16 protein-coding genes and 4 pseudogenes are annotated in these 18,820 nt (G+C 55.5%); 13 read left to right on the top strand and 7 right to left on the bottom strand.

Annotated elements, in window-relative coordinates; all coding sequences use genetic code 11:
• The first annotated feature begins 85 nt into the window (after positions 1-85).
• Both FYK34_RS13535 and FYK34_RS20945 read left to right on the top strand, forming a co-directional pair.
• Positions 86-694: a YagK/YfjJ domain-containing protein gene (locus FYK34_RS13535; protein WP_114060192.1), complete on the top strand. Its 609-nt coding sequence runs from the start codon at positions 86-88 to the stop codon at positions 692-694.
• Positions 695-841: 147 nt separating this feature from the next.
• A pseudogene (locus FYK34_RS20945) lies at positions 842-1,554 on the top strand (IS5 family transposase); the annotation flags it as partial.
• 115 nt (positions 1,555-1,669) lie between these two features.
• Here the strand turns inward: FYK34_RS20945 and FYK34_RS13520 are convergent.
• From FYK34_RS13520 to fumC, 3 genes and pseudogenes are all read right to left on the bottom strand, one after another.
• Entirely contained in the window at positions 1,670-2,626 is a 957-nt protein-coding gene (locus FYK34_RS13520; protein WP_149297232.1) for a diguanylate cyclase domain-containing protein, read from the bottom strand.
• A 266-nt stretch (positions 2,627-2,892) separates the two neighbouring features.
• Positions 2,893-3,500: pseudogene (locus tag FYK34_RS21200) on the bottom strand (transposase).
• A gap of 190 nt (positions 3,501-3,690) precedes the next feature.
• Complete coding sequence (gene fumC / locus FYK34_RS13510; RefSeq protein WP_114060188.1) at positions 3,691-5,076, bottom strand: class II fumarate hydratase; 1,386 nt, start codon at positions 5,074-5,076, stop codon at positions 3,691-3,693.
• A 97-nt stretch (positions 5,077-5,173) separates the two neighbouring features.
• Between fumC and acnA the strand changes: the two genes are divergently transcribed.
• On the top strand, positions 5,174-7,855 hold the full coding sequence (gene acnA / locus FYK34_RS13505; protein ID WP_114073111.1) for an aconitate hydratase AcnA: 2,682 nt from the start codon (positions 5,174-5,176) through the stop codon (positions 7,853-7,855).
• 66 nt (positions 7,856-7,921) lie between these two features.
• Here the strand turns inward: acnA and FYK34_RS13500 are convergent, their stop codons facing one another.
• Positions 7,922-8,641 (bottom strand): Crp/Fnr family transcriptional regulator, encoded by a 720-nt coding sequence (locus FYK34_RS13500; protein WP_174774520.1) that lies wholly within the window; start codon positions 8,639-8,641, stop codon positions 7,922-7,924.
• Between the two features lie 250 nt (positions 8,642-8,891).
• On the opposite strand from FYK34_RS13500, the gene FYK34_RS13495 reads away from it, so the two are divergent.
• The 3 genes from FYK34_RS13495 (at position 8,892) to FYK34_RS13485 (ending at position 12,903) form a co-directional block, all read left to right on the top strand.
• Positions 8,892-9,803 (top strand): slipin family protein, encoded by a 912-nt coding sequence (locus tag FYK34_RS13495; RefSeq protein WP_114060186.1) that lies wholly within the window; start codon positions 8,892-8,894, stop codon positions 9,801-9,803.
• Positions 9,804-9,841: 38 nt separating this feature from the next.
• On the top strand, positions 9,842-11,005 hold the full coding sequence (locus tag FYK34_RS13490) for a DesA family fatty acid desaturase (protein WP_149297230.1): 1,164 nt from the start codon (positions 9,842-9,844) through the stop codon (positions 11,003-11,005).
• A gap of 152 nt (positions 11,006-11,157) precedes the next feature.
• Positions 11,158-12,903 carry a PHA/PHB synthase family protein gene (locus tag FYK34_RS13485; protein WP_149297228.1) on the top strand — a complete coding sequence of 582 codons (1,746 nt, stop codon included), beginning with the start codon at positions 11,158-11,160 and terminating at the stop codon, positions 12,901-12,903.
• Between the two features lie 185 nt (positions 12,904-13,088).
• Here FYK34_RS13485 and phaP read toward each other — a convergent pair whose 3' ends face one another.
• Complete coding sequence (phaP, locus tag FYK34_RS13480; protein WP_168191800.1) at positions 13,089-13,421, bottom strand: TIGR01841 family phasin; 333 nt, start codon at positions 13,419-13,421, stop codon at positions 13,089-13,091.
• Positions 13,422-14,164: 743 nt separating this feature from the next.
• Between phaP and FYK34_RS20510 the strand changes: the two genes are divergently transcribed.
• The 6 genes from FYK34_RS20510 (at position 14,165) to FYK34_RS13455 (ending at position 17,610) form a co-directional block, all read left to right on the top strand.
• Positions 14,165-14,386, top strand: a complete 222-nt coding sequence (locus FYK34_RS20510; RefSeq protein WP_168191799.1) for a hypothetical protein — start codon at positions 14,165-14,167, stop codon at positions 14,384-14,386.
• 10 nt (positions 14,387-14,396) lie between these two features.
• A complete protein-coding gene (locus FYK34_RS13475) occupies positions 14,397-14,786 on the top strand; it encodes a TraR/DksA family transcriptional regulator (protein WP_168209746.1) in 390 nt (129 codons plus the stop codon).
• Between the two features lie 389 nt (positions 14,787-15,175).
• Positions 15,176-16,486: a DUF932 domain-containing protein gene (locus FYK34_RS20935; RefSeq protein WP_231137263.1), complete on the top strand. Its 1,311-nt coding sequence runs from the start codon at positions 15,176-15,178 to the stop codon at positions 16,484-16,486.
• 12 nt (positions 16,487-16,498) lie between these two features.
• Positions 16,499-16,792, top strand: a complete 294-nt coding sequence (locus tag FYK34_RS13465) for a DUF5983 family protein (protein ID WP_149297226.1) — start codon at positions 16,499-16,501, stop codon at positions 16,790-16,792.
• Positions 16,793-16,802: 10 nt separating this feature from the next.
• Positions 16,803-17,033: a hypothetical protein gene (locus FYK34_RS13460; RefSeq protein WP_149297224.1), complete on the top strand. Its 231-nt coding sequence runs from the start codon at positions 16,803-16,805 to the stop codon at positions 17,031-17,033.
• 88 nt (positions 17,034-17,121) lie between these two features.
• Positions 17,122-17,610, top strand: a complete 489-nt coding sequence (locus FYK34_RS13455) for a YqaJ viral recombinase family nuclease (protein ID WP_149297222.1) — start codon at positions 17,122-17,124, stop codon at positions 17,608-17,610.
• On the opposite strand, the pseudogene FYK34_RS13450 reads toward FYK34_RS13455, so the two are convergent.
• Positions 17,570-18,348 (bottom strand): annotated as a pseudogene (locus FYK34_RS13450) (IS5 family transposase); the annotation flags it as partial. The gene FYK34_RS13455 and the pseudogene FYK34_RS13450 sit on opposite strands and share 41 nt — an antisense overlap.
• A gap of 5 nt (positions 18,349-18,353) precedes the next feature.
• On the opposite strand from FYK34_RS13450, the pseudogene FYK34_RS13445 reads away from it, so the two are divergent.
• Positions 18,354-18,557: pseudogene (locus FYK34_RS13445) on the top strand (ATP-binding protein); the annotation flags it as partial.
• On the opposite strand, the gene FYK34_RS13440 reads toward FYK34_RS13445, so the two are convergent.
• On the bottom strand, positions 18,526-18,774 hold the full coding sequence (locus tag FYK34_RS13440) for a hypothetical protein (protein ID WP_196782494.1): 249 nt from the start codon (positions 18,772-18,774) through the stop codon (positions 18,526-18,528). The pseudogene FYK34_RS13445 and the gene FYK34_RS13440 sit on opposite strands and share 32 nt — an antisense overlap.
• Positions 18,775-18,820 lie beyond the last annotated feature (46 nt).

The raw sequence follows: 18,820 nt of genomic DNA, 5'->3' as shown, positions 1-18,820 counted from the left end.
TTGACAAGCCATGGGTCATTAATAAGCAAGTTAAATTATTATTTGTTATCCCTATTTATTGAGAGGAGCAAATAAAGGGATTTCCATGAATATTTCTTTTCAACCTGACTATGAATTTTCTGAGGTAAATTGCCAGAGTGCGATCAATTTCATCTTGAACTGCAAACGTAATGGCTACAAGAGAGTCATGGCAGTGCGTGTGGACTTTCTGATAAGAGACCAGTTTCAGCAGGGCATGTCTGTTTTTGAGATTCAGGAATACAAGACAAGGCTTTGGAACAATCGTCGTGGGAAGCCTAGCATCTTTGAACATTGCCTGGGTTGGGTATGGGCTTTGGAGTACACGGAAGAGGCTGGCTATCACTACCACTGCTTGTTTGTGTTTAATGCCGATAAGGTTCAGGCGGATGCGTACTATGGTGATCAGATTGGTGAGTATTGGATGACTATCACGGAAGGGAAGGGGTGTTACAACAACTGCAATCGAAATAAGCAACAGTACCGTTACCTTGGCGTTGGGCGTATACGTCTAGATAGCGAAGAAGAGCTGCACAATCTCTGCAATATCGTTATCCCATATCTTGCCAAAGACGATAATCAAGTACGATCTGCAATTAATCGTGATTTGGTGGCAATGGGTACGATGCCGATTAAGGTTCGTACCTTTGGCTGTAGCAATAATTTGAAGTTTTGATCGATTGCATGGGGTGAACAGATTTTTCTTGACCTATATCGAATGGTTCTATTAAATGATGCTACTCATTACTAGCAGGCCGTTGAAAAACCAACAACCATTCATTTGGTATAATCATCAACATCCAACGAACCGCGAAAGCACCCGATGAGAGGCGTCCGCAACGACACGCAGACCAATCTGTTCAGCTACATCCAGCTGGAAGATCGCATCCCGGCCAATCACCCGCTGCGCAAGATCCGCCAGATGGTCGACCTGGTGCTCGGCTCGATGAATGAGGTATTCGACGGCTTATATTCCCGCGTCGGGCGGCCTTCGATTCCGCCTGAACATCTGCTGCGCGCCTCCCTGCTGCAAGTGCTCTACACCATCCGCTCCGAGCGGCTGCTGGTCGAGCAACTGGACTATAACCTGCTGTTTCGCTGGTTCGTCGGCCTTTCCGCCGATGCCCGCGTATGGGATCACTCGACCTTCTCGCAAAATCGCGACCGCTTGTTTACCGAAGACGTCGCCCGCGCCTTCTTCATTCGCGTACGCAGCCTGGCCGAGTGGGGCAAGCTCACCAGCGACGAACATTTCAGCGTCGAGGCACGCTGATCGATGCCTGGGCTTCGCACAAAAGCTTTGTTCACCAGGATGACGACACGTCCCCACCCGCAGGGCGCAACCCGGACGTCGATTTCCGGGGCGAGAAGCGAAGCAACCAGACGCATCAATCGCGAACCGATTCGGAAGCGCGACTGGCCTGCAAGAGCGCCGGCGACGCCAGCCGCTTGTGCCATATGGCCCATATCCTGACCGAGAACCGCAACGGCCTGGTTGTGGACGTCTCGGTGTCCGAGGTCAATGGCCGCGCCGATGGCAAGCCAATGGAAGTAGCAGTCTGCCAGAATTTAGCTATCTGATTTACCATCAATCTGATATCTGTTTGTAAAATAAAATATACCCATTCATTGAATGTCCTTATTCAATTAACTAGTCTTTTTTGAAATGATAGGCTATTTGGTTTCCTCCCGATTTTTTTGCTCGATACATTGCGGAATCCGCGAGAGCTACTAAAATTTCAGGATCGCTTGCATCCAATGGGTAAATAGCGACTCCCATACTTGCTTTGGGGATGGTAATGTTGCCATCAAAATTGATTGGTTGGCGTATGGTATCTGTTATTCTTTTTAAAATCATAAGGCATTCAGACCATTTTTTTAGTCCCGACAGCAATAAAACAAATTCATCTCCCCCCAGTCTGGCAGCAGTATCTCCAGCTCTGATTGTAATTGATAAGCGATTAGCAACCTCTTTTAAAACGATATCACCACTATGATGGCCATGCTGGTCATTGATAATTTTAAAATTATCTAGGTCTAAAAAGCAAACGGCAAGCTGTGTTTTATTTCGATCCGCTTGGGAGATGGCCTGAAGAAATCTGTCTTTGAAAAGTAGTCGATTGGGAAGGCCTGTTAGTGAGTCAATGTGAGCGTTTTGAGTGACTGCAGCTAAATCCAGTTTCTGTTGGGTTATGTCTCCCATAATTCCGACGTAATGAGTTATTTTTCGATATGAATCATAAACTGCTGAAATGCTAAGTCGTATGGCATACAAGCTGCCGTTGTGATGTCGATTCCAGACTTCCCCTTGCCATTGTCCTTGCTTGTATATTTCTTGCCACATGGTCGCAAAAAAATGTCTGCTATGAATTTCAGATGCGAAAATTTTAGGTGTATTGCCTAGAATTTCTTCATTGCTAAATCCCGTGATTTGGCAAAGCGCTTGATTGATTTCTAACACTTTTTGATTGTTGTCAGTGATGCATATCCCTTCGCTAGTGTTTGTGAAAAGAGAGTCCGCCAATCGAAGCCTGGCTTGAATTGACCATTTTTTATACGGGTCACAGTCGATAGTATTTTTTCTATTGAATATGGAAGGCAGGTCCATTCATACCTCCTTGGCGGTGAGCGTAATTGAGTGTTTAAAATTTCCGCATTCAGGGCTCACTCTTCCAGTTTGATAGAGTGGTAAGGCGTTTTATGTTGTCAGTTTCAATAGTCAAGTAAAATAGGGACGATATTTAAAGTAGAACGGTTCAGTTGATGAATGACTTTGCTTTAATGAATTTCGATTTTTTGTGCATGGTTTCATTTCTGGGAGACTCTGTTTCATAAGTCCAAAGCAAGATGACTCTCCTCTTTTCTAGAACAGATTTATGCCGCTACTACCCTGCATGCTGAAGCGCTTCTACTAACTTGCCTCGCTGTCTCTTGGCCATCGAAGCGCCGGATCATCATGCTTTTCCCTGCAGTTTGAAGCAATACATCTTGATTTCCATCAAATTGCGGCGATGGCAGTTGCTTCAGCGTTTCCTGATTGTCCTGTTGGGGCCTGGGGAGTCTTGTGCCGAGTACTTGCCCAGTGAAATTCCTTTCTATCGTCGCATGGGGATACGCCCCGTGGCATCACGCGGCGTAAACGCCGCATTGCGTGTCTTGCTATCTAAAGCGCTGCTGCCGCTCATGCAGGCTGGATGCAATGCGCTTACTCTTGTTATGGGGAATGCTGACTTGCAGCGTTTGCTGACGCCAAAACAGGGGGCAGTCGTTCGGGAGGCTCAAGCCCGGGCCTGTCGGCTTGAACAGACTTTGGATGAAACCGATGGTCTGTCTTAACGCCAGCCCAAACGGATTCTTGATGGTTAAACAGACCGTAATGGCCGCATCATTGTAGGTCTGCGTTTGGGTTAGCATCCTCTGTGGCCTTGTCTGCCACATCATGCTGCTATTCAGCCAGATGGACAGGTGCCACGCCGTATCAGGGCTTGCTTGTAGGCTTTCCTGGTGCTTCGGCACTGCTACGGGGCAGATGTGCTCATGTGGTCAGCCCACAAAGCCTAGGCGAGCCCGGATTTTGCGATAAGCCCTAATAGGTTTTCCCAGGCTCGCCTAAGCAGCAGTTTAGGAGCAATTAGCGGTTTTTTGTTGAAAAAGTTATAAACTATGCATTTTTTATATCATATCCTGCGGCTTGACCCAGGCATCAAACTGTTCTCCGCTGAGATAGCCTAACTCCAGCGCAGATTGCCTCAGCGTGCCGCCGCACTGATGAGCGTGCCGGGCGATGGCGGCTGCCTTGTCATAGCCGATATGGGGATTGAGCGCGGTGGCAAGCATCAGAGACTGCTCCAACAGTTGGCCGATACGCTCGCGCCTGGCCTGCATGCCCTGCACGCAGTGTTGGCGCAAGCTGGCCATGCCATCGGTCAGCAGGCGTACGCTTTGAAGGAAATTGTGCGCGATTAGCGGCTTGAATACATTGAGTTCGAAATTGCCTGAGGCCGCGCCGATGGAGATCGCTACATCGTTGCCCATCACTTGGCAGCATAGCATGGTGACGGCTTCGCATTGCGTAGGGTTGACCTTGCCCGGCATGATGGAGCTGCCTGGCTCATTTTCCGGGAGCGCCAGCTCGCCCAAGCCACATCGCGGGCCGGAGGCGAGCCAGCGGATGTCGTTAGCTATCTTCATTAACGAGGCGGCCAAGGTTTTCAGCGCCCCATGGGCTGAAGTGAGCGCATCATGACAGGCCAATGCGGCGAACTTGTTGTCGGCGCTCGCAAACGGCAAGTGAGTCTGAGTTGACAGAATGTCCGCCACCTTGGCACCAAAGTGCGGATGGGTATTGAGGCCGGTGCCGACCGCGGTGCCGCCTATCGCCAATTGGCACAGCGCCGGCAGGCTGAGCTGAAGCGCCTGTTCAGCATGTTGCAGCTGGGCGGCCCAGCCTGAAATTTCCTGGCCCAGCGTCAGCGGCGTGGCATCCTGAAGGTGGGTGCGGCCGATTTTGATGATGTCGGCGAATTCGAGCGACTTTTCCTCTAACGCCTGCCGCAGCCGAGCCAGGCTGGGCTGCAGCCTATGATTCAGTCCGATCACCGCCGCCACATGCATCGCGGTGGGAAACACATCATTGGACGACTGGCCGAGATTGACCTCGTCATTTGCGTGAACCAGCCGCGACGGGCCGCGTTTTCCGCCCAGCAATTCTGAGGCGCGATTGGCCAACACTTCGTTCAGGTTCATATTGGTCTGGGTCCCAGAGCCGGTCTGCCAAAGCGACAAGGGGAATTGCTTGCTGTGCTGATTTGCCAGCACTTCATCCGAGGCGGTGACGATTGCCTGGGCTTTAGCCTCGTTCAGTAGCCCTAGCTCCTGATTGGCGAGCGCCGCCGCGCGCTTCACCATAGCCAGCGCCAGAATCAGTTCCGGCGGCATTCGCTCGCTGGAAATCGCAAAGTGTTCAAGCGAGCGCTGGGTCTGCGCGCCCCATAGCGCGCTCTCTGCCACGTCAATCGGGCCGAAGCTATCGGTCTCCGCACGTTGTGCTTTGCTCATCTTGATTGGCTCCATCTGGTAGAACTCTATTTATGAGTCATAGTCAAAGCTGATCTCGCCTGTATCGTTGCTGTCGGCCTTCTCACCGGAGTTCCTCATGTCCCTGCGTGCCCATGACAGTTTACGCAAGTTCCCGTTGGCCTCTGGCCAGTTTGCCCAGTTTCATTCCCTGCCGGCATTGGCCGAGCTGGGCGTCGGCGATGTCAGCCGCCTGCCGGTGTCGCTGCGCATCGTGCTCGAGTCGCTGCTGCGCAATCTGGATGGACAGCGCATCACCGAGGAACATGTGCGGCAACTGGCCAACTGGCAGCCGCAGGCGGCGCGCAGCGAGGAGATTCCCTTCGTGGTGGCGCGCATTGTGCTGCAGGACTTCACCGGCGTGCCGCTGCTGTGCGATCTGGCGGCGATGCGCGGTGTGGCGCAACGCTTCGGCAAGCCGGCCAGGCGGATCGAGCCGCTGGTGCCGGTGGACTTGGTGATCGACCATTCGGTGCAAGTCGACCACTTTCGCGAGAGCGATGCGCTGGATCTGAACATGCAGTTGGAGTTCCGCCGCAATGCCGAACGATACCGCTTCATCAAATGGGGGATGCAGGCGTTCAAGACCTTCCGGGTCGTACCGCCGGGCATCGGCATTGTCCATCAGGTGAATCTGGAATATCTGGCGCGCGGCGTGTTGCGCAAAAATGATGTCTATTACCCGGATACGCTGGTGGGAACCGATTCGCATACCACCATGATCAACGCGCTGGGCGTAGTCGGCTGGGGCGTGGGCGGCATCGAGGCCGAGGCCGGCATGCTGGGGCAGCCAGTCTATTTGCTGACGCCGGATGTGGTGGGGGTCCATCTGACCGGCAGACTGCGCGAGGGCGTGACCGCCACAGATCTGGTGCTGGCGGTGACGGAGAGGCTGCGCCAGGCCCAGGTTGTGGGTAAGTTCGTCGAATTCTTCGGTGCGGGCGTAGCCAGTCTGACGCTGCCGGACCGCGCCACGCTGGCCAATATGGCGCCGGAATACGGCGCCACCATGGGTTTCTTTCCGCCGGACGAACAGGCGGCGGCCTATCTCTCCGCCACCGGACGCAGCGAAGAGGAGGTCGATGCTTTCCGCCGCTATTTTCAGGCGCAGAGCCTATTCGGCATGCCGCAGGCCGGCGCGATCGACTATAGCCAGACGCTGGAATTGGACCTGGCCGGCATTGTGCCCAGCGTGGCCGGGCCGAAACGGCCGCAAGACCGCATCGCGCTGCCGGCGCTGAAGTCCCGCTTCCATGAGCTGCTGGCGCAGCCGGCGTCCAGCGGCGGTTACGGCAAGGCCGGCGCCGCGCCGGCGGCTGATGGCGTGCTGGGACATGGGGCGGTGCTGATCGCCGCCATCACCTCCTGCACCAACACCTCCAACCCCGGCGTGATGTTGGCGGCCGGCCTGCTGGCGCAAAAGGCCGCCGCGCGCGGTTTGAGGGTGGCACCGCGCATCAAGACCTCGCTGGCGCCGGGCTCGCGGGTGGTCACCGATTATCTGGACAAGGCCGGCCTGCTGCCGTCCTTGCAGCAGCTGGGTTTCCGGGTGGTGGCTTACGGCTGCACCACCTGCATCGGTAACTCCGGGCCGCTGGAGCCGACGCTGGAGGAGGAAATCGCCGCCAAGGACCTGATCTGCGCCGCCGTGTTGTCCGGCAACCGCAATTTCGAGGCGCGCATCCATCCGGCGATCAAGGCCAATTTCCTGATGAGCCCGCCGCTGGTGGTGGCGTTCGCGCTGGCCGGTCGGGTGGACATCGACCTGGACCGCGAGCCCTTGGGCGTGGACCGTGCCGGCCGGCCGGTGTGGCTGCGCGAAATCTGGCCCAGCGACCAGGAAGTGGCCGCCGCGCTGGCGCAGGCGACCGATCCGGCCACCTATCGCCGCCTGTACCAGGACTTTGTCGACAGCAATCCGCTGTGGAGAGGCATCGCCGCGCCGACCGGGCTGGTGTATGGCTGGGAGGCGTCCAGCTATATCGCCGAGCCGCCATTCTTTCAGGATTTTGCCCTGCAGCCGGCGGCGGTGCCCCAGGTGCTGGATGCGCGGGCGCTAGCCATCTTCGGCGACTCGGTCACCACTGATCACATCAGCCCGGCCGGTTCGATCAAGGCAAGCTCCCCGGCCGGGCAATACCTGCAACAACGGGGCATCGCGCCCTTGGAGTTCAACAGCTACGGCTCGCGCCGCGGGCACCACGAAGTGATGATGCGCGGCACCTTCGCCAATGTGCGCATCCGCAATCTGATGCTACCGCCGGATGCCGACGGTAAGCCGGTGGAGGGCGGGTTGACGCTGAGCCAGCCGGATGGCGCGCAGCGCTTCCTCTACGATGCGGCGATGGAGTACCAGCGGACTGGCACGCCAACACTGATCTTCGCTGGCGAGGAGTACGGCACTGGCTCCAGCCGCGATTGGGCAGCCAAAGGCACTCGATTACTGGGCGTGAAAGCGGTCATCGCCCGCAGCTTCGAGCGCATCCACCGCTCCAATCTGGTGGGCATGGGCGTGTTGCCGTTACAATTCACCGGTTCCGACAGCGCCGCAGGCCTGAGGGGGGATGAGCTATTCGACCTGAGCGGTCTGGAGCGCGGCATCCTGCCCCGGCAAGAAGTGACGCTGACAGTGCGGAATGCCGATGGGCGGACCCGGCAACTGCCGTTGCTGCTGCGCATCGACACTCCGGTGGAGGTAGAGTATTACCGCCATGGCGGCATTCTGCCCTATGTGTTGCGACAACTGCTGGCGGCATCGTGAGTGTACCTGTCTTGTCAGGCAGCGCGCCGCTTGTTGCGCGATGCCGCCCAGTCAACGCCATCAGGCTTACTGAGATAGCGGCGCGTTCAACAAGCGTTGATACTCTTTTCTCACGACGTCGTAGCATTCGCAAGTGCGCTTTTCCAGTCCGTCTCGATCCACAATGGTGATATGGCCGCGCGCATAGTGGATCAGTCCAGCTTTCTGCAACTTAAGCGCGGCCTCAGTGACGCCCTCGCGACGCACGCCCAGCATATTGGCGATCAGCTCCTGCGTCATGACCAACTCATTGCCTTGCAGCCGATCCAGGCTCAGCAGTAGCCAGCGGCACAGTTGTTGATCCAGCGAGTGATGTCGATTGCATACGGCGGTTTGTCCCATCTGGGTGATTAATGCCTGGGTGTAGCGCAGCAGCAGATGCATCATCGAGCCCGCGCGTTTGAATTCATCCTTTAAAATTTCGGCCCTCAGTCGGTAGCCCTGGCCGGCGCTTTGCACCACCGCGCGGCTCGGCGTCGTTTCGCCGCCCATGAACAAGGCAATGCCGACAACCCCCTCAAGGCCGACGACGGCGATTTCCGCAGAGGCGCCGTCCTCCATCACGTAGAGCAGCGAGACGATGGCCGTGGTTGGAAAGTAGATGTGGCTAAGCGTGCAGCCAGGTTCGTACAGCACCTTTCCCAATGGCATTTCCACAGGCTCCAGCTGCGGGGCCAATCTTTGCCATTCGAGTTCGGGCAGGTTTGCGAGCAAGCCATTCCGCCTGGGGTCATCATTGCTGATCATGTCTTTTCCAGTCTTCAAGCCATTATGGAAGAAAAACGCATTGCTGAAAGCGAGTCGCAGGCAAGAGGGACGGGCCGTCATTCTCCCTGTCTAATGTGTTGTGCGTCCCGGAGCGGCGATGTGTTTGAAATGACACAAGGCCTCAATATTCATTCCTATGTATGACAGCGTACAGATGGGGCATGGCAAAAGCGCAGATGCTTAAGCGCAGTCAGCACATGCGTTCAAACCTTAGGCAAGGAGTGCCGCCATGAGCCCCATCAGTTCTTTCATTGTCGCGACTTTCATCATCTCCGGCGCGCTGGCTTATATTGGTGACTATTTACTGCTGGCTATCCTACTCTGGGTGGGGGCTGCGATTGTGGCGCAATCCTTGCGTATGGCCAACACCTGGCAGAAATGCGTGGTGCTGCGTGCCGGCAAGTTGCGCGGCGTGAATGGTCCGGGCCTGTTTTTGATCATCCCGGTGGTGGACCGCGTGGTAGCCACCATTGATGAAAGAATCCAGACCACTGCCTTCAATGCCGAGCAGGCGCTGACCCGCGACACGGTGCCGGTGAATGTGGACGCGATCATCTTCTGGCATGTGCATGACGCGAAAAAAGCGGCCTTGGCCATCACCGACTATAGCCAGGCGATTGATCGAGTCGCGCAGACTTCGCTGCGCGAAATGATAGGTTCCTCGATGTTGGCGGTACTGCTCAGCGACCGTCAAAACATGGTACAGGACCTGTGCGGCAAGATCGCAGAGAAAACGGCGGAATGGGGCATTACCGTGCGCTCGGTGGAAATCCGCGATGTCGCCATTCCGGAGGCGCTGCAGGACGCCATGTCTCGCCAGGCGCAGGCCGAGCGGGAAAAACAGGCCCGGATTATTCTGGGTTCCGCCGAAGCGGAAATAGCCAGTAAGTTTGTCGAAGCGGCGAATATCTACGCGGAACATCCAGCAGCGCTGCAATTGCGTGCGATGAACATTATTTATGAGACCACCAAGGAGCGCGGCACGACGATTCTGATCCCCAGCGCGATGGTGGATAGTTTGAATCCGCTGGCCGCTACGTTGAAAAAGCCCGCATCCAGCCGAAGCGTAGCGTCGACCGCGGCAGTCAATCATGCGGGCGCTGCGGAAGCCGACTTGCGCGCCGCAAGCGGCGCCGGTTAAGCGGCAAGCGGCGGTTCGCTACTTGCCAAGGAGGTCGCATGCAACTGAGCCTACTTGATCTGCCCTGGTGGGGGCTTGTCCTGGCGACGCTGGGGCTCACCCACGTTACCATTGCCGCGGTCACCATCTTTCTTCACCGGCATCAGGCGCATCAGGCCTTGCAGCTGCATCCGCTGGCTAGCCATTTTTTCCGGTTCTGGCTGTGGCTGACCACTGGCATGGTGACTCGTGAATGGGTCGCCATTCACCGTAAGCATCATGCAGTGACCGATACCCAGGGCGACCCGCACAGTCCGCAATGTTTCGGGCTCACGACGGTTTTGCTGCAAGGCAGCGAGCTGTATCGCCGCGCGGCCGGTGACCAAGCGATGCTGGAGCATTATGGCGGCTACACCCCGGATGATTGGCTGGAGCGACGGCTTTACGCCACCCACTCCGTGCTGGGGGTGGGCTTGATGCTGCTGATTGACTTACTGTTGTTCGGCCCTGTCGGATTGAGTGTTTGGGCAGTACAGATGCTGTGGATTCCTGTTTTTGCAGCGGGCGTTATAAACGGTATCGGCCATTACTGGGGCTATCGCTTGTTTGCGACCAACGACTCCTCGCGCAACATCGTGCCGTGGGGAGTGCTGATCGGGGGCGAGGAGCTGCATAACAATCACCACGCTTATGTTACGTCTCCCAAACTGTCTGCCCGGTGGTGGGAATTCGATATCGGTTGGGCGTACATTCGCTTGCTCGCCTGTTTGCGTTTGGCCATGGTACGCCAGCCATTGCCCGCTCTGCGCCAGAATCCGCTCAAACTGCATTGCGATGAGAAAACCATGAATGCAGTCATTGCCCATCGTTATCTGGTATTGGAGCGGTTCGATCACGCCCTGCGCAGGACTGCGTCTGTGGAGCTGCAACGGCTGGAAGGGCTGTATGTGGCTGCGGGGCTGGAAACGACTCGTCGCTGGTTGCGTCATGCCGCTCGGGAACCGCTGCCGGATGGTGAGCTTTTAGAACGGGTGCTGCCGCTCAGTATGGCGCTGAATACCATTTACACGATGAGGCGCGAGCTTACCTCGCTGTGGGAGCGTTCCGCCTGTTCCACCGCGCTGTTGTCCAGCCAATTGGAGGACTGGTGCCGGCGGGCTGAAAGCAGCGGTATTGACGGCTTGCCGGAGTTTTCGCGGCAATTAAGGCAGTACGATTGCTAGCGCGCGCTTCAACGTGCCAAGGAGGCAAGGTGGACGATAGTCTTCATGTACCAGCGTGGAATCCGCTCTCCGTGCGATGGCCGGCTCGAGCCGTTGACGCTTGGCTGCAGCCCTGGACCATTTTATCCCCTTGGGGGGGCAGCCAGCCTGATATGGAAAAGCCACCTTCGGTTCCGATGCAGGACCTAGAGTGGTCCTGCGCTTTCGATCAGATGTTGCATGCCCAGATGTCGCGCGCCACTTTGGGGCTGTCACCCGCCAGTCTGGCCTTGGCCTTTTACGACTGGGCCACGCATTTCGCCATCTCACCCGGAAAGTGGGTGCATTTGGCGCATAGCGGAACCAGCAAATGGGCCAAGCTGACGCATTATCTGCCGCGCGCCTGCGTCGGCTCGGCTTGCGCTCCCTGCGTTGTGCCCCTCGAACAGGACAAACGTTTCCGCGATGAAGCCTGGCAGCGCTGGCCATTTAATCTGTATTCGCAGGCTTTTCTATTGCAGCAACAGTGGTGGCTCAATGCCACGACCAGCATCAGAGGCGTGTCCGCCCATCATGAGCAGATGGTGTCCTTTATGGCGCGTCAACTGCTGGACATGATGTCTCCGGTGAATTTTCTGGCCACCAATCCACTGGCGCAGGAGAGCACCTTGCGAGAAAGTGGGCAAAATCTGTTGCGCGGTTGGCGCAATCTGCAGGAAGACTGGGAGCGTATATCGACAGGGCGGCCGTCTTGGGGAGCTGAGCAGTTCATTCCAGGCGAAACGGTTGCCACCACGCCAGGCAAGGTTGTCTTTCGCAACCATCTGATGGAATTGATCCAATACTCTCCAAGGACGCCACTTGTGAAGGCTCAGCCGGTGCTATTCATTCCCGCCTGGATCATGAAATATTACATTCTGGACCTGTCGCCGCACAATTCGTTGGTGCGTTACTTGGTCGAGCACGGTTATACCGTGTTCATGATCTCTTGGCGCAATCCGGGGGCGGACGACCACAATTTGGGAATGGACGATTATTTGCGTCTAGGAGTGTTGGATGCGCTGAATATCATCGGCCAAGTCCTGCCGGGATGTCGGGTCAATGCGCTCGGTTACTGCCTGGGCGGCACTTTGCTCGCCATCACGGCAGCTTACTTGGCTAGGGAAAAAAATCCCGTCATCCAATCTATTACCTTGCTCGCGGCGCAAATCGACTTCACCGAAGCCGGAGAATTGATGCTGTTTATTGATGAAAGCCAAATTTCATATTTGGAAGACATCATGTGGGGTCATGGTTATCTGGACGCCAAGCAGATGGCTGGCGCATTTCAGTTGCTGCGCTCCAACGATCTGATCTGGTCGCAATTGGTGCAGGAATATCTGTTGGGACAACGCGCGTCGATGACCGACTTAATGGCTTGGAATGCCGACAGTACTCGTATGCCGTATCGGATGCACAGCGAATACCTACGGCGCTTGTTTCTCGATAACGATTTGTTTGAGGGACGTTATCAGGTGGATGGCCGTCCCGTAGTCTTGCACGATATCCGGACGCCAGTATTTGTGGTGGCTACCGAGATAGACCACGTTGCTCCTTGGCGATCCGTCTATAAAATCCAGTTGGCATTGGATGTGGATAGTCATTTTCTATTGACAAGTGGTGGGCATAATGCGGGGATTATCAGCGAGCCGGGACATCCTGGCCGATATTTCCGCTTATCAGCTGGTGGTCGAAAAGATCGATATACGGATCCGGACACCTGGTTGGAAACAACGCGGTCGCAACATGGGTCTTGGTGGCCGGTATGGGAAAAATGGCTGGCACATCAGTCTGGCGAGCCAGTTGTGCCGCCTGCGATGGGATGTGCATCATACCCTGCACGAGAGACAGCTCCCGGCCTTTATGTGATGGAGCGTTAATTCACTTATTGCTTCTTTGCTCGCTATTCATCCGGCAGCAACTTTCCTGTAGCCCTACCTTGTAAATAAATAGTCGGGAGTGTTTTTGTACCAAATTTAATTTCCGGAGTAACAGCTTAGGAGTGGGATGGGCGGCTAATCATATTGAGAAAAGGAGCCTGCAGGGCAGGCTCTGGACGTTATTCTCAATCAAGCATCATTGGGTTGGATGCTTTGCCGATCAATTTTGATATTTCGTTCTGCGAATCAGAGAAAATATCATATACATCTTTAGAGTGGGAGAAAGCTTTATTTACAGCATCACTAGAAAGCTCCCCAATTTTAGAAAATGAATCATGTGAATTGGGCGATGATGAGAATTCATTTATCACTGCGGCATGATAGTCAATCACTTCCTTTGACATTTTTACCTGTAGCTTAGCCAAGCGCTCAGTAGCATTTAATGAGGCTTGGAAGAGCTTCAAAATTGTATTTGTCGCATTATCAGACGAACTGTTGCTTTCTAAGATTTTAGACATGATAGTCTCCGAGATGGTTAAGTCACTTCCCCGATTATGCCATTGAGGCATTCATGAAAATTATCTAGATAATTGCAATATAAATTGGTTGAGATTTTAGTTAATTACATTAATGACTGTGTTATACATGTATTTAATTTATTGGAGTGCTTCTTGATGCCATGAAGTTAAGCGTAAGTGCCATTTTATAGCTTTGCGGCAAATGGTTCTCTATAGTAGCTCAAAAATCATTATGCAATAAGTAGTATTGCCAGGTTTGGATTTGCTGCGATGCAGTGTTTTCTCTATTTTGGGTAGCCGGTGCCGTGACAATGATACATTATATTGACTAAGTAGAAATAGCTCTGTGCGTTAGTGCACAGAGCTTGCCCAGGAAGTGATTTAAGCTGCTGCTATAAACTGACTGAGCACGTCCCAAAACTTACCAGACAAGATCTGGAAGGATATGATTTTCGACTTGGCGGATTTTTTGAGACCGACCTGATCAGACCCTTCCTAAGGGCGTGACCTATGTTCTCCATTTTATGTAAAAATGATTAACGCAGCAATCCTTATTCAATTTTTGTAAGTGTGTTGGCTGTTTTGAATATTGGACTGGGTGGTGGTATTTATTTATCATTTTTACCATAAGAAAATTTTGGGCAAATTTCATTGCCTTTCATGGTGAGATTGGATGTGGTCGATCTCAACTTTGCTATCCACCCGCAAAATTGTAAGTCTGCTGGAATGAGAAGGAGTCTTTCATGTCAAGATATCACATTGAAATAGAACGTAACTCCACTGGTGATTTTGTAGGTTGGTCAGTACACAATGAAAGGGATCTTTTACCTTTTCATATTTACCCCCTTTATGAAATGGCGGAGTACAAGGCTGAACTCTTGGCTCAGGAGAACAACTGGTCTGAAGAGTCTACTCCGGTGTATGCGCCGACTGTTGAAGTTTTATTGCAGAATAAGCATGAATGAGAGAAATACTATGTCCAATTTACAATTATCTGGTTTCATGGTTAAGCCTAGTAATGGGCTGTCTCGACAACAAATAGTGGTTTTGCAGACGGTGCTTTTGCGATATCGAGAAGCATCACTCCAAGCTCTACAAGAAACCCAAGATCATCTACAGGCGTTCCTCGAAATTTCTGACTCGGAGGAGCGATCCCTGCAGAGAGAGGAATACCGAGTTGACTTAACAGTTCAAGAACATGAAAAGCTACAGTTGCAACGCATAGAGCAGGCACTTCAGCGTATTCGGAATGGTAGCTATGGGTACTGTGAGTTTAGCGGCGAGCCTATAGGGATGGCACGATTGATGGTTCAGCCTACTGCGACATTATCTAAAGATGCGCAAGAAACTGCAGAAGAGAGTTGACCTGCCAGTGTGTCCGCACTCTAAAATCATTACGGCGCAAACCCAAGAAATTTGGCTCGTACATCCTAATTGATCTGGCGTCGCTCAAACAGCGGCTGTATGCCTTGGTACAGGTCATCGCCGAGCGGTTCATTACGTTGGCCAACGAGCAGATTGCAGTGCTGGGGGAGCAGATCAACTTTCCAAAAATGTTCACCCACATATCACCTCCCTGAGCACCCACCGGGCTACCGCCCCACTGTCGCGAAATTAGCATTTCGTCATGAATTCCTACGCTCCGTGTGATACAATCTCGCCATCAACCATTGATCCATATAACGAAATGAATACAAAGCCCGACCCCTCAATATTCCAATTCGATCTATAAAATCCATCAGCTCATCACTTCCGTGGATTTCATCGCTCGCCATCGGCAAACCGCTCGCGACTTGACCCGTCGCGCCATCTTCACCTTCGACCGCGTGGTCGGCGTACTGCTCGTCAACCTGATGCGCTCGTTGCAGGTCGAGCTCGACCAGTTCTTCTCCCGCCTTCCGCTTCCCTCCGGCCGCCGCGCCAACGACGACGCCTTCCGCATGGCGCGCAAGAAGCTGCGCTGGCAAGCCTTTTTCGAACTCAATCAAGGCGTGCTGGCAGACCTGCGGCCCGCGCCGGATTGGCATGGCTTCCGCGTCGTCGCGGGCGACAGCACCACCTTGTATCTGACGACGACGCATCCCGATACCCTGCGCGAGGGCGGCGACGGCTTTGGTTGCTACCACACCGACACCGGCATTTACAGCCTCGCCCGCGCTTCTGCCCTGTGCGAAGCCAGCACCGGCCTGATTCTGCGCGCCGACCTCACTTCCGAAACCGAGGATGAGCGCACGGTGCTGGCCAGCCAGCTCGACCAACTGCAAGCGAACGATTTGTTGGTGCTGGACCGCGGCTACCCGGCGTACTGGCTGTTCGCGCTGCTGCAGGCCAAGCAGCGCCATTTCTGCATCCGTTTGAAACTGGACTTCAGCGCCCAGGTGCGGGCCTTCGTCGCCTCCGGCGCCGCCAGCGCGGTGATCGACATCACACCCAGCAGCGCCCATCGCCCGGGCTTCGCCGCGCACGGTTTGCCCTTGCAGCCGCTGCGGCTGCGCCTGGTGCGGGTGCCGCTGAGCAGCGGCCAGGTCGAAGTGCTGGCCACCAGTTGCGACGGCACGCTGGCGACTACCGCGCAGTTCACCTCGGTGCGAGTGGTGTGCAACAACACCCTGCAGCTGGCGGTGGGCAACAACAGCGGCGCGGTGAAAGTGCCGCATTCGACGGTATTCGATCCCAAGGCGGTCAAGGAAGCGCTGGGCATCGGCCTGTCGTCTTGGGATTGTTTCATCGGCAATCTCAAGCAGTTGAGCCGGCGCACGGTGTCGCCGCAGGAGGCGCAGCAGTTCTTCCAGGAAGTGATGGGAGAGGCGGTGGTGGACGATGACAGCCTGCCGATCTCCAAGCCCACCCAGCAGTTGATCGCGCTCTACAGCGGCGCGGGCATGGGATCCATGCTGACCGGCGCCCGCGGCACCGCCTGGGGGCTGCTCAACGCGGTGACGGAGTATGTCGATCATCACCGCCGCGCCCGCAACCAGGATTACCGTCTGGACTCCGCCTGGTTCGGCCAGGGCGCACAGCTGAAACAGCGCGCGCTGGAGCAGGCGTGGGCGCTGGTCGCTTGAGAAGGTGGCGCCATGAACTGGATCATGACCCTTCCCGTGCTTTCCACCATCCATATCCGTGAGCAGACCAACGCCTGGCTGCAGAACCATGCCGGCGACTGGGGGCGAATGACCTTCGCCGAATACGGCAACGGCTATTTCATCGCCTTGGGCGAAAGCGATAGCGATCCCGTCGAGCAGTTTCCGCAGCATCCCGATCTTCAGCAACTGATGCGCTGGGTACAGACGCATTACCCAGCCACCACCTGGCTGCGATTGGATGCCGATGGCGATGTGGTGCCAGAGCTGCCGGCGTATTACTGGTGAGGAGAACCCCATGACAGACAAACCGTTGAATGCCGCCCCATCCGGCGTGCCACTGGAAATCATCATTACCGTCTCTGGCGGTATGGTCAGCGCCGTCTACGCCTCGCATCCCGATTGCGCCGTGACGGTGCTGGACTGGGACGATGCCGCGGACGACGGGGCTGACTATTTTCCGATGCGGGGCTTTGCCAGCCGCGCGGCGTGCGAAGCCCATCTGCGGCAGTTGATTCCGGTGGGCTGAACGCCTCCCTTCCGTTTCGCCAGTTTCCCTTTCCTTCCCGCCCGGTCTGGCCTGCGCCAGATCGGGCATTATGCTTTTGGAGCGCATCATGCGTGAACGTTACGGCCAGGCGCTGCGCCTGGCATCCACCTTGAAGCTGTCGCGCGAGGCTTGGCTAGCGATTCGGCGCCAAGGCATTGGCTCGTCCGGCGCGGCGGCGGCCATCGGCCTGTCGCCGTACAAGTGCGCACTGTCGCTGTGGCTGGAGAAGACCGGCCGCAAGGCGCCAGAAGACCTGGCGCAGAAAGAGCCGATGCTCTGGGGCACGATCCTGGAGCCGGTGCTGGCCGGGGTCTACGCCCAACGCACCGGACGGAGAGTGCGTCGCGTCAACGCCGTGCTGCAGCATGCCGAGCATCCCTTCATGCTGGCCAACCTGGACCGCGAAGTCGTCGGAGCCGATGCCGGCGTCGGCACCCTCGAAATCAAGACCGCTAGCTATCGGCGCTGTTGCATAAATCCTGAACAGGTCGAGGACCCCCTTTCCCCAAACGGATTTATGCCACAGCCACCGTACAAGGACGGCCCAGCATGCTGAAGCGGTTCAAGATGGCTGCGCGCACTTGCAGCTCTGCCACTTGACCATTGAAACGACGGGCCGTCACCCTTTCCCCCAACCGTTTGAAGCAACCCATTTTGGTTTCCACCAAGCTACGGCGATGATAACCACTCCAACGCTTCCAGATCGCCCTGCCCAGTAGCTTGGTGGCCCGTAGAATCTCGTTGCGCGCCAGCACACCCAGCGAACTTCCTGTCCATGGCCTCGCATTCTTGCGGGTCGGGATGCACCCGATCGCGCCCCGTGAGGCAATCGCCTCATGACATGCCTTGGTATCGAAAGCCCCGTCGCCGCTCATGCAGGCTATCGGCTCATCGGCCGGAATTTGCGTTAATAGCGCAGGCAACATTTGCGCATCGCCCTGGCGGTTATCTGTCACCTCAATGGCGCGGATCTGCAGGGTTTCCGCATCGATGCCCAGATGCACTTTGCACCATTGCCGGCGATATTCCGCGCCGTGCTTCTTGGTTTTCCACTCACCTTCGCCCAGCATCTTGATGCCTGTGCTATCCACCAGCAGATGCAGCGTGCCTGAGCTTTTCTGGTAGGGAGTCTTGACCTGCAGCGTCTGCTGCGCCTGGATAGCGTGCTGTAGTCGGGGACGCCCCAGTCCAGACCCGCCAACTTGAGCAGGCTTTGCACGAAGCCGATGGTCTGCCTCAACGCCAGTCCAAACAGGTTTTTGATGGTCAGGCAGAATTGAATGGCGGCATCGCTCTATGCGGCAAAACCTGTTGGAAGTTATTGATGACCGTTTGGGTGGCGGTGCCTTGCTGATTACTTCTCAACTACCTGTGAGCGGCTGGCATGACTACATCGGCGAGCCGACTATAGCTGATGCCATTCTTGATCGATTGGTTCATAGCGCCCATCGCATTGAACTGAAACGAGATTCTATGCGCAAACTACAGGCAACACAGGGGTAGTAAATGAGCGCCACACCGGTCTCACATAACTGGCGTGGCGCTCAGAGCGATCAGGAAGAGCTGGAGCGGCTATCATCGCCGCAGCCTGATGGAAACCAATGTGATCGGAACCATAATGTTGCGAAATTCGCAGGGTTACCTCCAGGAACAGCATCGTCTCCTTGTTCTGCGGCCATTGCTCGATCAGCGCGCTGCCACCCTTGAAGTGCTGCACCATGTCGGTGAGCGTGATGTAGTCTTGCTCATTTTTCGAGGTGATGCCG

It is taken from the genome of Chromobacterium paludis, from assembly GCF_008275125.1.
In the GTDB taxonomy this organism is placed as follows: Bacteria; Pseudomonadota; Gammaproteobacteria; order Burkholderiales; family Chromobacteriaceae; genus Chromobacterium; species Chromobacterium paludis.
This window is presented reverse-complemented; position numbering and strand designations above follow the sequence as displayed.